The organism is Pseudomonas sp. NFACC10-1 (assembly GCF_900119195.1).
Lineage (GTDB): Bacteria > Pseudomonadota > Gammaproteobacteria > Pseudomonadales > Pseudomonadaceae > Aquipseudomonas > Aquipseudomonas cerasi.
In genome coordinates this window covers 235,329-249,979 of the sequence record NZ_FPJB01000001.1, presented here as the reverse complement: position 1 = coordinate 249,979, position 14,651 = coordinate 235,329, and the positions used below count along the sequence as shown (strand labels likewise).

18 protein-coding genes are annotated in these 14,651 nt (G+C 60.2%); 10 read left to right on the top strand and 8 right to left on the bottom strand.

Features of this window, described 5'->3' with window-relative positions:
• Positions 1-98: 98 nt before the first annotated feature.
• Both BT119_RS00930 and BT119_RS00925 read left to right on the top strand, forming a co-directional pair.
• Positions 99-1,130 (top strand): alpha/beta hydrolase, encoded by a 1,032-nt coding sequence (locus tag BT119_RS00930; protein ID WP_003436719.1) that lies wholly within the window; start codon positions 99-101, stop codon positions 1,128-1,130.
• Between the two features lie 143 nt (positions 1,131-1,273).
• A complete protein-coding gene (locus tag BT119_RS00925) occupies positions 1,274-2,077 on the top strand; it encodes a hypothetical protein (RefSeq protein WP_072364493.1) in 804 nt (267 codons plus the stop codon).
• Between the two features lie 74 nt (positions 2,078-2,151).
• On the opposite strand, the gene prmB is transcribed toward BT119_RS00925, so the two are convergent.
• On the bottom strand, positions 2,152-3,060 hold the full coding sequence (gene prmB, locus BT119_RS00920) for a 50S ribosomal protein L3 N(5)-glutamine methyltransferase (protein ID WP_003371525.1): 909 nt from the start codon (positions 3,058-3,060) through the stop codon (positions 2,152-2,154).
• A gap of 260 nt (positions 3,061-3,320) precedes the next feature.
• On the opposite strand from prmB, the gene BT119_RS00915 reads away from it, so the two are divergent.
• The 3 genes from BT119_RS00915 to BT119_RS00905 all read left to right on the top strand — a co-directional run bounded on the left by BT119_RS00915 (position 3,321) and on the right by BT119_RS00905 (position 4,980).
• Complete coding sequence (locus tag BT119_RS00915; RefSeq protein WP_003315142.1) at positions 3,321-3,911, top strand: cysteine hydrolase family protein; 591 nt, start codon at positions 3,321-3,323, stop codon at positions 3,909-3,911.
• 148 nt (positions 3,912-4,059) lie between these two features.
• Positions 4,060-4,377, top strand: coding sequence for a hypothetical protein (locus tag BT119_RS00910; protein ID WP_003371523.1), 318 nt, complete (start codon positions 4,060-4,062; stop codon positions 4,375-4,377).
• Between the two features lie 45 nt (positions 4,378-4,422).
• Positions 4,423-4,980, top strand: coding sequence for a Smr/MutS family protein (locus BT119_RS00905; protein WP_003436724.1), 558 nt, complete (start codon positions 4,423-4,425; stop codon positions 4,978-4,980).
• Between the two features lie 453 nt (positions 4,981-5,433).
• Here the strand turns inward: BT119_RS00905 and BT119_RS27145 are convergent, their stop codons facing one another.
• The gene (locus BT119_RS27145; protein ID WP_003371518.1) at positions 5,434-5,601 is read right to left on the bottom strand and encodes a hypothetical protein; all 168 of its coding nucleotides are present in this window, start codon (positions 5,599-5,601) and stop codon (positions 5,434-5,436) included.
• Between the two features lie 90 nt (positions 5,602-5,691).
• Positions 5,692-5,901, bottom strand: a complete 210-nt coding sequence (locus BT119_RS27140) for a hypothetical protein (protein ID WP_032609968.1) — start codon at positions 5,899-5,901, stop codon at positions 5,692-5,694.
• 486 nt (positions 5,902-6,387) lie between these two features.
• On the opposite strand from BT119_RS27140, the gene folE reads away from it, so the two are divergent.
• Together folE and BT119_RS00885 are read left to right on the top strand one after the other, a co-directional pair.
• Positions 6,388-6,933: a GTP cyclohydrolase I FolE gene (gene folE, locus BT119_RS00890; protein WP_010427107.1), complete on the top strand. Its 546-nt coding sequence runs from the start codon at positions 6,388-6,390 to the stop codon at positions 6,931-6,933.
• A gap of 79 nt (positions 6,934-7,012) precedes the next feature.
• Complete coding sequence (locus BT119_RS00885) at positions 7,013-7,384, top strand: glutaredoxin family protein (protein ID WP_175550538.1); 372 nt, start codon at positions 7,013-7,015, stop codon at positions 7,382-7,384.
• A 21-nt stretch (positions 7,385-7,405) separates the two neighbouring features.
• Here the strand turns inward: BT119_RS00885 and BT119_RS00880 are convergent, their stop codons facing one another.
• Genes BT119_RS00880 through BT119_RS00870 form a run of 3 tightly spaced genes read right to left on the bottom strand, consistent with a single transcriptional unit; the run spans position 7,406 to position 9,631 of the window.
• Positions 7,406-7,792 carry a lysozyme inhibitor LprI family protein gene (locus BT119_RS00880; RefSeq protein WP_003436730.1) on the bottom strand — a complete coding sequence of 129 codons (387 nt, stop codon included), beginning with the start codon at positions 7,790-7,792 and terminating at the stop codon, positions 7,406-7,408.
• A 30-nt stretch (positions 7,793-7,822) separates the two neighbouring features.
• Positions 7,823-8,425, bottom strand: a complete 603-nt coding sequence (locus BT119_RS00875; protein ID WP_003343108.1) for a glutathione S-transferase family protein — start codon at positions 8,423-8,425, stop codon at positions 7,823-7,825.
• A gap of 39 nt (positions 8,426-8,464) precedes the next feature.
• Positions 8,465-9,631 carry an aminotransferase-like domain-containing protein gene (locus tag BT119_RS00870; protein WP_003436731.1) on the bottom strand — a complete coding sequence of 389 codons (1,167 nt, stop codon included), beginning with the start codon at positions 9,629-9,631 and terminating at the stop codon, positions 8,465-8,467.
• Between the two features lie 82 nt (positions 9,632-9,713).
• Here BT119_RS00870 and BT119_RS00865 point away from each other — a divergent pair, with 82 nt between their 5' ends.
• Complete coding sequence (locus BT119_RS00865; RefSeq protein WP_058415917.1) at positions 9,714-10,184, top strand: MarR family transcriptional regulator; 471 nt, start codon at positions 9,714-9,716, stop codon at positions 10,182-10,184.
• A gap of 116 nt (positions 10,185-10,300) precedes the next feature.
• The gene (locus BT119_RS00860; RefSeq protein ID WP_024663024.1) at positions 10,301-11,494 is read left to right on the top strand and encodes a benzoate/H(+) symporter BenE family transporter; all 1,194 of its coding nucleotides are present in this window, start codon (positions 10,301-10,303) and stop codon (positions 11,492-11,494) included.
• Between the two features lie 26 nt (positions 11,495-11,520).
• Here BT119_RS00860 and BT119_RS00855 read toward each other — a convergent pair whose 3' ends face one another.
• On the bottom strand, positions 11,521-12,456 hold the full coding sequence (locus tag BT119_RS00855) for a S66 peptidase family protein (RefSeq protein ID WP_058396606.1): 936 nt from the start codon (positions 12,454-12,456) through the stop codon (positions 11,521-11,523).
• Between the two features lie 374 nt (positions 12,457-12,830).
• Here BT119_RS00855 and BT119_RS00850 point away from each other — a divergent pair, with 374 nt between their 5' ends.
• Positions 12,831-13,838, top strand: a complete 1,008-nt coding sequence (locus tag BT119_RS00850; RefSeq protein ID WP_003436735.1) for an NADP-dependent oxidoreductase — start codon at positions 12,831-12,833, stop codon at positions 13,836-13,838.
• A gap of 77 nt (positions 13,839-13,915) precedes the next feature.
• Here BT119_RS00850 and pyrF read toward each other — a convergent pair whose 3' ends face one another.
• Complete coding sequence (pyrF, locus tag BT119_RS00845; RefSeq protein ID WP_003436736.1) at positions 13,916-14,614, bottom strand: orotidine-5'-phosphate decarboxylase; 699 nt, start codon at positions 14,612-14,614, stop codon at positions 13,916-13,918.
• Positions 14,615-14,651 lie beyond the last annotated feature (37 nt).

Here is a 14,651-nt window from a genome sequence, read left to right as displayed (position 1 = left end):
CAAGCGCGCCAGTATACGCAGGCTCGCGGTTCAGTTCATCCTCGAACCTTCTGTCACGGCGTGCGTCCAAGCGTGACTCCCCCAATGATGGCCTTGCGATGTTATCCGGTATTTCCCTGCTTCGAGTTCCCAACGCGCTGCGTCTGCTGGCCCTGCCGATAACCCTGATCCTGAGCCTGGCCGCCGCAACCGCCAGCGCTGCTGCACCCGGCACGGTGCAGCGGCCGATAAGCGTGGACACCGAAAACGGCAAGCTGTACGGCACGCTGCTGATGCCGCGTTCCGACAAACCGGTGCCGGTGGTGCTGATCGTCGCCGGTTCCGGCCCCACCGACCGCGACGGCAACAACCCGGAAGGTGGACGCAACGACAGCATGAAACGCCTGGCAGTGATCCTGGCCAGCAACAATATCGCCAGCGTGCGCTACGACAAACGTGGCGTCGCGGCCAGCAAGGCGGTCACACCGGATGAACGCAACCTGAGCGTCGAGCGCTACGTGGCCGATGTCCAGCTCTGGGCCAGAGCACTGAAAGCCAACCCGCGCCTGGGCCAGTTGATTCTGTTGGGCCACAGCGAAGGTGCGCTGGTGGCGACGCTGGCGGCTGAGAAGGTAGGTGCAGCAGCGCTGATTTCCGTGGCCGGCACCGGACGCCCGGTGGATCAGGTGCTGCGTGAACAGTTTCAGGAGCGCCTGCCACCGGACCTGCTGCAGCGCAGCGATCAGTTGCTCGACGAACTCAAGGCTGGCAAGACCGATGACAACGTGCCCGCCGAGCTGGAAGTGGTGTTCCGCCCCAGTGTCCAGCCGTACCTGATCTCGCTGTTCCGCCAGGATCCGGCGGCGGCTTTCGGTGCCTTGCACATTCCGGCGCTGATCGTTCAGGGTCGCAACGATATTCAGGTCGGTGTGGGCGACGCGCTGCTGCTGCAGAAAGCCAAACCGGACGCCCAACTGGCCCTGATCGACGGCATGAATCATGTGCTGCGCATCGTCCCGGACGATTTGCAGCAGCAACTGCTCTCCTACCGCAATCCGACCCAGCCGCTGGCCAGTGAAGTGACCGAGCGGATCCTGAGCTTCATCAAGGCACTCCCTGCCCCGGACGCCCCACACGGAAAAAAGATCTGACGCGCACGAGTCAATAGCCCTTCAGTCCTGGCAAATCTGGCCGATAGCAATGTGCTGGCCCTGTGTTCCGGCACCTTAGTGTTTCGGCACCTTTATGCCCCGGCAAACATGCTCCGGGGCAAGGCCCAGGAAAGGACACCCTTATGACAGACGCAACTACCATGACTGAAACCCTCGCAGAACCGGCCAGCGCAGAAGTCGCAGTGCCAGTACCCCCGCAGCCGTGGGAAGACGTTCTGCCCGAAAGCTTTCAGATGCTGCGTCTGTCGCCACTGCCTACCGACCGTGCTACCGGCGGCCGCCCTCTGCGCTTCGTACAGTTCGGGCGTGCCGAGCGGCACAGCAAGGCCTTGAGCCTGCTGCGGATCACGGTGCAATTGCCAGGTCAGCGGGTCCGCAAGGAACAGAACCATCTGGATATCTGGGCCGACCACGAAAAGCGCGTGGTGCGCTTCGGTCCCGAGTCAGGCTTGCAGATCGAGCCATGGAACCGCGGCATCGGGCGCTTCATGATTGCGCATGCGGTGCATTGGGCGCAGAAAAGATGGTCTTCCTACAAGATTGAAGGCGTGGCGCTGGCCAGCAAGGACGGTCTGAACGAAGACACACGTCTGCGTCGCGATCACTTTCTGCGCACTCTGGGCTTTGAAGTGACGTATGCCGATGCCCAGCACATGAAAGGCGCGATCAAGGATGTGCACGTCGGCAACCTGCACAGCACCTGGAACAACGACAAGGTGCAGATCATCGAGATTCTCGAAGCCTCGCAAATGCTGGAAAAGGCCGAGAAAAACCTGATCGAACAGGAGGTGACGATCCGTCAGCATGAAGACCGGGTGAGCAAATACAAGCGTGAGGACAGCGGCCTGCGCTTCACGATTGCCTGCCTGGTGACCTTCGCGGTCTTTCAGGCCGGACTGCTGATCTGGATCGCGACGCACCGATAAAAGACACGCCGATAAAAAAGGGAGGCTGATATCGGCCTCCCTTTGGTCTCAGCCGCTTGTCGCGGCTGTTGAGCTCAAACCTTCGACTGGAACAATGCCTGATGGTCGCGGCACTGTTCTGCCGTGAGCATGAACACACCATGCCCGCCCCGCTGGAAGTCCAGCCAGGCGAAATCGACCTCCGGATACAGCGCCTGCACGTGCACCTGGCTATTGCCGACCTCGACAATCAACAGGCCCTTCTCGTTGAGATGATCGGCGGCCTGGGCGAGCATGCGGCGGACCAGGTTCAGGCCATCGCTGCCACAGGCCAGCGCCAGCTCCGGCTCATGCTGATACTCGTCAGGCATATCGGCAAAGTCTTCGGCGTCCACATAGGGCGGGTTGGAAACGATCAGGTCAAAGCGCTGACCCGGCAGGCCGTCGAATCCGTCGCCCTGAACGGTGTAGACCCGGTCCTCCATGCCGTGACGTTCGATGTTCTGGTTGGCCACTTCCAGCGCGTCGTAGGACAGGTCGGCCAGGGCCACCTCGGCTTCCGGGAACACATCGGCACAGGCGATACCGATGCAACCGGAGCCAGTGCACAGGTCGAGAATCCGCGCCGGCTCGTCGGCCAGCCAAGGGGCGAAACGCTCTTCGATCAGCTCGGCAATAGGTGAGCGCGGGATCAGGACGCGGTCATCGACAATGAACGACATGCCACAGAACCAGGCCTCGCCCAGCAGGTACGGGGTCGGTACACGGTCATCGATGCGCCGCTTGATCAAGCGTTGCAGTTCGGATATTTCGTCGACTTCCAGGCGGCAATCCAGGTAGCTGTCGGCAATTTCCCAAGGCAGGTGCAGTGCGCCCAGTACCAGTTGCCGCGCTTCATCCCAGGCATTGTCGGTGCCATGACCGAAAAATACGTCTTCCTCGTGAAAGCGGCTGACGGCCCAGCGTATATGGTCGCGCACGGTACGCAGACGGGAAGTGATCATGGACAAACTCCTTGAAAGGCACGAACTGTTGTAAGACGAGCCTCGGTGAACAGTCTGGTTACGAACAACGTGCATTCTTCGTACCCGATAGGCGGGGAAGTTTCCATGATTCGCGTACCGCCATCAAGGCAAACCGCCATCCACCCCCTCCTCCAACTGCCCTGCAGGCCATAAAAACCGTGGCTTGCGATGGTTGCCATTCCCAGAACGCTTCAGCCAGAGGACAATGTCGCAAAAGCCCCACACCAAGGAGCCCGTGAATGTCCGATTTAAAGACCATGTTTCAACTCAGTGGCCGGGTGCATGCACCTGCCCATCTGAGTAACGCGACGCTGATCATCATCGACGCGCAAAAAGAATACCTTCGCGGCCCGCTGGCCCTGACCGGCGTCAGGGAAGCGATGGCCAACATCGGCCGACTGGTCGAGAAAGCACGGGCGGTCAAGTGCCCGATTGTTCACATCCGCCATCTGGGCACTGTGGGCGGCCCGTTCGATCCACATGGCGAGCGCGGCGAACTGGTGCCGGAGCTGTTGCCGCAGGGTGATGAACATCTGGTCGAAAAACGCCTGCCCAATGCCTTCAATGGCACCGGACTGCATGAACTGCTGCAGAGCCTGGGGCACCTGGACCTGATCGTCTGCGGCTTCATGAGCCATTCGAGTATCAGCACCACGGTTCGCGCCACCAAGGACTACGGCTATCGCTGCACCCTGGTAGACGATGCCTGTGCAACCCGTGACCTGCCGAGCCCGCACGGCGTGGTCAGCGCTGAGGTCGTGCACAGAACCGAGATGGCAATCATGGCCGACAACTTCGCCACCCTGGCACTGACCAAAGACCTTGTCTGACGCTACACAGGCGAAGGAGCGTGTGACAGCGTTCACATAACCGCCCATCCTTTGCCGTCATGGATCGTCCCGGAGGCGGGAACCACCCCTCCTTCCCCGGGTCAGAGCGCCGATACTCCATTGAGCTGATACCTGTTGAGGAAAAGGCATGAAAACGTCAGATGGTTTCGATGCACGTCGCCTGCGCCCCAGGGGTCAGGGCAACTGGGGCAAACGCATCGGCACGCTGATCGCACTGCTCCTTGTGGTCGCAGGCCTGTTGCTGGCGGTTGCCGGTGCATCCAGCCTCACGGTTCACCCGCAGATGCTGGGCGAACTGAATGCCAGCCCGGGCGGCGCGGCGTTTGTCGCCATCGGCGGATTGCTGGTGCTGTACATGGGCGTCTGGCTATGGCGCCGCTGCCGTCGTCAGCGCAGTGGCGGCGGCTTGAGTATCTCTTCGCATCTGATGAAAAAACACAACTGACCCTCTCGCCTGAGCGGTTAGAATGGCCTCCTTCGCGGAGGCCACATGCAAGACGACGATTTTTCCCTGTTCAGAAGCGAGACACGCGGCGTCAAGCCGCTCAAGCATGAACACGCCGATGTCGGCAAACCCAAGACCGATCGAAAAATGCTGGCCCGTCTGCGCCAGTCGGCAACCGTGCGTACCGACTCGGTGACCGTCGACGGCTTGTCGGATCAATTCGTGATCGACGTCGGTCCTGAGGATATCCTGAGCTGGTCGCGTGACGGCGTGCAGGAAGGTCAGATGCGCAAGCTCAAACTCGGGCAGATCAGCTTCGAGGGCAGCCTTGACCTGCATGGCATGAGCGTGGAAGTGGCGCGAGAGACGCTGTGGGAATTTCTGGCTGAAGCGACGCGTCTGGAAATACGCTGCGTACGTGTCACCCATGGCAAGGCGGTACGCCTGGACGGCAAGCGACCGATGATTAAAAGCCACGTCAACACCTGGCTGCGTCAGCATCCGCAGGTACTGGGCTTTTGCTCCTGCCTGGCCAAACACGGTGGTGCAGGTGCGGTGTACGTAATCCTCAGGCGCACCATGATGGAAGGGCGCGACGAGTAGAACCCGCCGCGCCCTTCCAGTCAGTCAGACCCTGTACGCCGGCCCTGCTGGTGAATCAGCGACCCGGGCCAGGGCCGCCAGGACCAGGGCCACCGCCTTCATGGTGACCGCCACCGCCACCGCCGCCGCCATGTCCGCCCGGGCCAGGCCAGAACGGCCAGCAGCCGGAAACGGACGACAGTACAATCGCGAACAACGCTATTTTTGCTACTCGACTCAACATCCGGGTTTACTCTCTAGACAGGCAATGGATTGATGACCTGCCTACTCAGACCGTGATGGACGTCAGAAGTGGGTAGCGATCTGGTCGCCAACGTGTAAGCGAGAGGATACAAAAGCTGTAAAAGCGGATTTCCAAGGGCAAACAAGACACGGGCCGTCAGACACAAAAAAGCCATATGGCCTTGGCCTGACTCAGGCGATTAACTGCCGTGGCCTAGCTCTCGCAGGCGTTCAGAACCAGACCTTGAATGCAAGCCATGAAAAAACCAGAGCAAATACTGCACCGGATGCAGCAGACACCAGGACGTTTCGTGGTTCATGGGCAGACATATTGCGGACCTCGTTGCCCAACTGCTCAAGGTCTTCGCGCATCCGCTTTATGACTTGATCGTGACTCATACTCATCTTCTCTCGAAATGCCGATTCGTGCGTTATGTGCACACCTTCGCTTGGTCCAGCCTGAATCTCAAGCGCTGCAGGTCATGTCCGCTACTGAATACTGGCTGCCTGAAGCTTGTGGATGAAAGCGGCAGCCGTAACGATTACGGTGATCAACCCACCAGCCGCCACAAATGGATAAAAGCTTGTTTCGCGCTTGAGCTTATCGGTCTCCGCAATCATTTTTCGCGCCTCAGCCACAAACTTGTGAACCTCAGCCTGGAGTTTCTCAAGCTCAAGCTCGTCTCTTTGATTCGCCATCCAACCTCCTGTCAGACTTTGGATTGCATCTCGCAAGCCGCTTTCATGAAAAGGATACGCTTCACATCTGCTTTGCAGATGCTTGAAAAAGCTACGGCATATGTCATTCCAGCGCTCCAATCAAGGCGACAGAAACGCATGTCGGAGAGCCCAAGCCAAAACACATGCTCTCTGCATTCGCTTTTCTGCGACTCTGGAAAGCACCTGGCTATAGCGCAATGCCGGGCAAAGTCTAAAAACCGGAGCTGATTGCGAAAGCATTACGAGGCCACGGCAGTACAACTGCGAGCACACCTACGCTACCATGTGCCCAATCGCCGGGATAAACCCCGCATTCATCGCCAATCAACGAGATCCGCAGGTCACGTATGCGAAATCGCCCAATTCCACTGGAGCGGGATCGGCAAACGGGACACCAGCTCGATTGGTAAAAAATCGGTACAGGCCCAAACGTACCGCTCTGAAACCTATACGGAATCACCCTCTGTGACACTGGAACAGAATTACACCGCCATCCTCGGGCAATTGGGCGAGGACGTCTCGCGCGAAGGTCTGCTGGACACCCCCAAGCGCGCCGCCAAGGCCATGCAGTATCTGTGTCGCGGCTACGCGCAGACCCTGGAAGAAGTGACCAACGGCGCGCTGTTCAGCTCCGATGCCAGTGAAATGGTGATGGTCAAGGACATCGAGCTGTACTCACTGTGCGAGCACCATCTGCTGCCGTTCATTGGCAAGGCACACGTGGCCTACATCCCGCAGGGCAAGGTGCTTGGCTTGTCGAAAGTAGCGCGGATCGTCGACATGTATGCCCGCCGTCTGCAGATCCAGGAAAACCTGAGCCGCCAGATCGCCGAGGCCATTCAGCAGGTCACCGGCGCGCTGGGCGTTGCGGTGGTGATCGAAGCCAAGCACATGTGCATGATGATGCGTGGCGTCGAGAAGCAGAACTCGGCCATGATCACCTCGGTGATGCTGGGCGAGTTCCGTGAAAACGCGGCCACCCGCAGCGAGTTTCTCAGCCTGATCAAGTGACCGTTCAGCCTGCGTTCACCTGCCGTGAGGCACGCTGAATGCACGGCTGGCCACGCCACCGCCCGCAAGAGGTATAACCTTGTTCATGAAAGCGTTAAGAGTCGGCCTCGGCCAACTCGTCATCGGCATTGATTTCCTGACTCGCCCGAGCAGGAAAAAACGTGACCCGCAGGCCCAGGCGGCTGTGGCTGAAGCGGCTCAGGACCTGACGCTGTATCAGCTCCATGCCTGCCCGTTCTGCGTGAAGACACGTCGCGCCCTGCGCCGCCTGAATGTTCCGGTCGCGTTGCGCGATGCGAAAAACAATGAGCTTGATCGCCAGACACTGCTCAACGAGGGCGGCAGGATCAAGGTGCCTTGCCTGCGCATCGAGGAAGGTGACAAAACCGTATGGATGTATGAATCCAAGGTGATCATCGACTATCTGAACCAGCGCTTCGGAGCGATCTGACCGCTGTTTGGCCGGCGCCTCTCAGCGCGGGCAACCTTCCTCGCGGCAAGCCACATAGGCTTGCAGTTGCTTGAGACGCACACGGGTCTGCTCGGCCAGGCATTGCGATTGCAGCAATGGCCAGATAGAGCCTGAGTCCTCGGGCTTGCCCGCCTGATACAGGCAATCGGCATCACGCAGGGCTATCCACTTTCGTTGTGCATCCTTGAGTGCCTGCTTTTTCGCCGGGGTCTTCAACCACGCCATTTGCGCGTTGTACTGCTTGTTGAGCTCGGCATCGAGCGCTGCCTGCTGATTGGCAGCGCAGCGGTTCATGCTGGCCTGATTGGCGTCGCAGTCCTCGGCCTGGGCCGAGCAGCCGATACCCAGCGCAATGAAAGCACCCAGAAGTACGATTGAAACGCGCATACATTTCCCTTTGTTCAAATGACGGACGTGTCAGTCCAGCATACCGATATAACCCGGCTGTGCCTTGACCCGATCCAGCCAACGGCGGATCCCGGTATAGGGTGCCAGATCGAAACCGCCCTGATGCGCGACGTGGGTGTAGGCATACAAGGCAATGTCGGCGATGGAGAAATTCTCGCCGACCAGAAACGGCGTACGGTCGAGCTGCTGCTCCATGACCGCCAGTGCGCGATAGCCGGCTTTCTGCATGGCGCGATACTCGGTCATGCGTTCAGCCGGCAAGCCCAGGTAGAACTGGATGAAACGGGCCACTGCGACCGACGGCTCATGGCTGTACTGTTCGAAGAACTGCCATTGCAGCACCTGGGTGCGCAACCTCGGTTCGCTTGGCAGGTACGAAGAACCGTCAGCCAGAAAGTTGAGAATCGCGTTGGACTCCCACAGGCAAGTGCCATCCTCCAGCTCCAGCACCGGAATCTTGCCGTTGGGATTCTTTTCCAGAAACGCCGGGGTCTGTGTTTCGCCGTTGAGAATATCGACCGGCACCCACTCGTACTCGCTGCCCAGCAGATTAAGCATCAGCTTGACCTTGTAGCAGTTGCCCGAGTTGTAATCGCCATAAACCTTGTACATCAGACTGCTCCCTTGCTGCGTCTATGTTGACGTCTTGAATCAGGCGGCTTGCAGAAGGTGTGCTGCGCGGACCACCGACGCCAGACGTTTTATACCCTCATCGAGCCGTGCAGGGTCGATATGGCTGAAATTGAGCCGCAAGTGACCGTGATTGGCGTCCGGATCGGCGAAAAAAGGTTCGCCCGGCATGAACGCCACATCGTGCGCCAGCGCTGCATCCAGCAAGGTGCGCGTATCCAGCGGCTGCTTCAGCGTCAACCAGAAGAACAGTCCGCCTTGCGGGCTGTTCCAGGTGGCCAGGTCTGAAAAATGCGTTTGCAAGGCACTCTCGAACGCATCACGACGGCCCCGGTAAAACTCGCACAGCGTCACCAGATGCTCACGATAGTGCTCAGTACCAATCCACTGCAAGGCCTGCCACTGGCCGAGGCGATTGGTATGCAGATCGGCCGACTGCTTCAGACGCAGCAAGTGCGGAAACAGATCGGGGCTGGCGATCAGATAACCCACCCGCAGGCCTGGCAGCAGTGTCTTGGAAACCGTGCCGGTATAAATCCAGCTGGCCGTTTTCAGACTGCTGACAATCGGCCTGGCACTGCCGCCGTCAAAACTCAGTTCACGGTACGGTTCGTCCTCGATCAACGTGACACCGAACTCATCGAGCAAGGCCGCAACGGCATCGCGACTGGCCTGGCTGTAGCGCACCGCCGAGGGGTTCTGGAACGTCGGGATGAGGTAGGCGAAGGCTGGTTTGTGCTGTTCCAGACGCTGACGCATCGCAAGCAGGTCCGGGCCTTCGGCCTGCAAGGGCACGGTGATGCAGTCGGCGCCGAACAGCTGGAATATCTGCAACGCCGCCAGATAGGTGGGCGCCTCGAGGAGAATTTCGGTGCCTTTGTCGATATACAGCTTGGCGGCCAGGTCCAGTGTCTGCTGAGAACCACTGACCACCATTACCTGACGGGCGTCGCAGTCGATACCCAGAGCGCGGGCATCGGCGGCCAGCGCTTCACGCAGTGCAGGTTCGCCCTCGCTCATGCCGTACTGACCCAGCGCAACGGGCATGTCGGCCCACTCCACTTTGGGCAGCATTGACTCGGCGGGCAGCCCACCGGCGAACGACATCACTTCCGGGCGCTGAGCGGCGGCGAGGATCTCGCGAATCAGAGAACTTTTCAGACGGGAAACGCGTTCGGAGAAAGCCATGGCAGTTACCTGTAGCCGAGACAATTGGAAATACGTCAAACTGGTTGACTCAAATTACGACGATCAACCCGGATACGTCAACATGCTTGACCTTAAAAAACCTGCCAATCAACAAATGGCCATGGAAGCGTTCTTCTTCGGCTATCAGGCATTCACTGCCAAGGCTGATGAAATGCTGGCCAGACGCGGCTTCAGTCGCGTGCACCAGCGCATCGTATTTTTCATCGCCCGTTACCCCGGCCTGAGCGTCAAGGAGCTGCTCACCGTATTGGGCGTCAGCAAACAGGCCCTCAATGCCCCGCTACGTCAGCTGATCGCCATGAATCTGGTGCACAGCGCGGCCCCCGAAAATGACAAGCGCAAACGACTGCTGGGCCTCACCGATGAAGGCGCCCTCTTTGAACAGGGCTTGCGCCGCGAACAGGTCAAACTGCTGCAGCGGGTGTTCGCCGAAGCAGGTCAGGATGCCGTGGATGGCTGGCTGACGGTCAATCGGGCCCTGGGGCAGACCCTGCAGTCGGGCGCCTGCCCGACCGAGGCTGACACCGAGTAAACGCCACGGCCGTAACTGTGCTGGCGTTTACTCGTGTCGCTGTATTGCAAGGCCGAGCGGCCAGGCGTTTAGGCTTGGCGCCCTTTGCTACCTGCCCGTTTCAAGGAACGCCCAGCATGAACCAATCCCTGAAGGTGCCATTGCGCCCGCTGACAGACTCATCGCCGTCGGCGGTGGTTGCCGGTTTCATCGCCATGATGACCGGCTGCACCAGTTCGCTGGTGTTGATTTTCCAGGCGGGCCAGGCGGCAGGGCTGAGCAGCGTGCAGATTTCATCGTGGCTGTGGGCGCTGTTCATGGGCATGGCGGTGTGCAGCATCGGCCTCTCGCTGCGCTACCGCATGCCAATTACCGTGGCGTGGTCGACACCCGGCGCCGCACTGCTGATCACCAGCCTGGGCGGCGTCAGCTACCCGCAGGCCATTGGCGCGTTCATCACCAGCGCGCTGCTGGTGATTCTGTGCGGGGTGACCGGCAGTTTCGAGCGCATCGTGCGGCGTCTGCCAGCGTCGCTGGCTGCGGCCTTGCTGGCAGGGATTCTGTTCCGGATCGGCAGTGAGATCTTTATTGCCGCACAGCACCACACCAGCCTGGTAATGGGCATGTTTTTCACTTACCTGCTGGTCAAGCGCCTGTCGCCGCGCTACTCGGTGCTGCTCGCGCTGCTGGTCGGTATCGGCATCTCTGGCATGCTGGGTTTGCTGAACTTTGACGGCCTGGCGCTGGAAGTCGCCATACCGGTCTGGACCACCCCGGCGTTTTCATGGGCAGCGACAGTGAGCATTGGCATCCCGCTGTTCGTGGTGGCCATGACCTCGCAGAACATGCCGGGTGTGGCCGTGTTGCGAGCCGACGGCTACTTCCCGCCTGTTTCGCCGCTGATATCGGTGACAGGCTTTGCCTCATTGCTCACGGCACCGTTTGGCTGCCACGGGATCAATCTGGCCGCGATCAGTGCCGCCATCTGTACCAGCCCTCATGCGCACGAGGACAAGTCCAAACGCTATACAGCGGCGATCTGGTGCGGGATTTTCTATGCGATAGCCGGCATTTTCGGTGCCACCCTGGCGGGTCTGTTCAGTGCGTTCCCCAAGGAACTGATGCTCTCGATTGCCGCGCTGGCGCTGCTCGGGTCGATCACCAATGGCCTGACCGTTGCGATGGCCGAACCGAGGGAACGCGAACCCGCCTTGATCACCTTCATGGTAACCGCCTCGGGACTCACGCTGTTTTCCATAGGCTCGGCATTCTGGGGCATCGTCGCGGGTTTGCTGACCTTGCTGATCCTGAACACACGCAAGGCCGATTAGGCCAACCGCTGGCAGCGCGGCAGAGATCAACTACGCGCGGCAGCCGCTACCAGCAGGGTTCCGGCGTCGGCATCGAGTATCGCCTGGGTGCCCAGGGGCACTGCCTGATTGGGATCTCCATGCCCTACCGGCAGACCGCCGAGCACCGGGATGCCGAGACTGCCCAGCCGCTCCAGCAGCACATCCGCGGGGCTGATGGTGCGGCCAGTGTTTGGAGCAGGGGTAAATTCGCCGACGGCAATGCCGGCCAGAGACGCAAGAATCCCGCAGTTGCCCAGGTGGGTGAGCATGCGGTCGACCCGGTAGGCGGGTTCGTTGACCTCTTCGATGAGCAGGATGGCGCCGCTCAGGTCAGGCATGAACGGCGTACCCACAGAGGTATCGAGGATGCACAGGTTGCCGCCCAACAGCAGGCCCCGTGCGCTGCCAGCGGTTCTGACCCTGGCCGTTGGCGAGGCCGGATCAGCCTTGAGCAGGACCGGCTCGGTGCTCATCAACACATGGCGCATACCGCTGACGAACAGACCGCCACGTTCCAGCTGCGAAGCGACCGGTCCATGAATGGTCGCCAGGCGCGCATGGTTCCACAGCGCACCGTGCAGCGCGGTGATGTCAGAAAAGCCAGTCACCAGCTTGGGATCACGACGCACCGCGTCCATATCCACCTGCTGGACAATCCTTTGCACGCCATAGCCACCGCGAGTGCAGATGACCGCGCGGATTTCCGGGTCGGCCAGCGCGGCGTTGAGGTCGGCGAGCCGCTCTTCATCGGTCCCCGAATAGAACGAGTAGTTGCCCAGCGCATGCGGATAGACCCGCGGGCGCAGCCCCCACCCCTCAAGTACCGCCACCGCCGCCTGGATCTTGCCGGGGTCCACAGGGCTTGCCGGAGAGACCAGTGCCACGGCGTCGCCAGCTCGCAGAGCCCGGGGGTGAAGAGTGTTTGAAGAGGTGGCAGGCATCACGGTCGTCCAAGCGTTGATCGAACTAGGAATCTAGGTTCTGTACGAAAAGTCGGCGAGCGAAGGTCAGGCAAGGCAAAACAGGCGAGGAAGCGGAGTGTACGTGTTGTAAATGAACATTCCGAGCCTGTGTTTAACGCAGCATCACCGAGCGCAGCCACTTTTCGTACAGAGCCTAGAGCACTGAGGGGGCGCGACTCAAGCCATATCCGTCATCAGCATGGCTCATCCGCAGATCCGTCTGAACGCCAGCGGCGCAACGGACTCCTATCAATCACATGGATCAAACGGCATTCGCTGGGTGATCGCTTCTTGTCCGAATGGCGCGATGAGCGTTTGAATCCATTCTTGAACCCTTTTCAGGAGACCCTGCCATGACCGATCTTTCCAACCGCCAGTTCCTGCTCGCCAAGCGCCCTTCGGGCGATGCGCGCCGTGAAGACTTCACCTATCAGGAAGTCCCGGTCAGCGCACTTGCCGACGGGCAGATTCTGGTCAGGAGCAAATACCTGTCACTGGACCCGGCAATGCGTGGCTGGATGAATGACGGCAAATCCTACATTCCAGCCGTAAAGCTGGGCGAAGTAATGCGTGCCCTCGGCGTGGGTGAAGTAATTGAATCGAAAAACCCCAAGTTCGCCGTAGGTGACCATGTTCAGGGCGCCCTGGGCGTGCAGGACTACTTTGCTGGTGAACCGAAGGGTTTCTACACGGTGGACACGAACCTTGCGCCACTGCCCCTTTATCTGTCAGCACTGGGCATGACCGGCATGACCGCCTACCTGGCGCTGCTGGATGTCGGCCAACCGAAAAGCGGTGACACCGTGGTGATTTCCGGTGCGGCAGGCGCTGTCGGCAGCGTGGCCGGGCAGATCGCCAAGCTCAAGGGATGCCGGGTCGTCGGCATTGCGGGAGGCACGGAAAAATGCCGTCTGCTGACCGAGGAGCTGGGCTTTGACGCCGCCATCGACTACAAATCCGAAGACGTCATGGATGGTCTGAAACGTCACTGCCCGGATGGCGTAAATGTGTACTTCGACAACGTCGGTGGCGACATCCTCGATGCGGCACTCAGCCAACTGGCGGTCGGCGCGCGTGTGGTGATCTGTGGCGCCATCAGCCAGTACAACAGCACCAAGGCGATCAAAGGCCCGGCCAACTACATGTCGCTGCTGGTCAACCGTGCACGTATGGAAGGCTTCATCGTACTGGACCACCCAGAGCGCTTTGCAGAAGCGGGCCAGGTCATGGCCGGCTGGATCAAGGAAGGCAAGCTCAAGAGCAAGGAGCACATCGTGGAAGGCCTCGAGACGTTCCCGGAAACCTTCCAGATGCTGTTCAGCGGTGAGAATCAGGGCAAGCTGATCCTGAAAGTGGAATAAACCCGCAGGGTTTTCGCAGCGTCACAGCCCTTCCCCACGATGCAGGTAAAGAGCCGTGACGCTACGAACCCATCCACTCAAGCCAGCTCGGCAACCACCGCCGCCAGGGCCTTCGCCGGGTCAGCCGCCTGGCTGATCGGGCGGCCGATGACAAGGTAGTCAGAGCCTGCATCCAGTGCCTGACGAGGGGTCAGGATACGACGCTGGTCGTCGTGCGCACTGCCCGCCGGACGAATGCCGGGTGTCACCAGTTGCAATGACGGGTGAGCGGCTTTCAGAGCCTGCGCTTCCAGCGCCGAGCAGACCAGACCATCCATCCCGGCCTTCTCGGCCAGAGCAGCGAGGCGCAGCACCTGCACCTGCGGGTCGATGTCCAGGCCGATACCGGCCAGGTCCTCACGTTCCATGCTGGTCAGAACGGTCACACCGATCAGCAGCGGCTGTGGACCGGTGCGCTGCTCAAGCACTTCCCGACAGGCCGCCATCATGCGCAGGCCACCCGAGCAGTGCACGTTGACCATCCACACGCCCATCTCGGCCGCCGCCTTGACCGCCATCGCCGTGGTGTTGGGGATGTCGTGGAATTTCAGATCCAGAAACACCTCGAAGCCCCTGTGGCGCAGGGTCTCGACAATGTCGGCCGCGCAACTGGTGAACAGTTCCTTGCCAACTTTGACCCTGCACAGTTTGGGATCGAGCTGATCAGCCAGGCGCAAGGCGGCTTCGCGGGTCGGAAAATCCAGGGCAACGATGACAGGAGTCTGGCAGGCGGACATGAGCGTGGTCTCAGGTAAGTCGAAATCGGCGCGCATT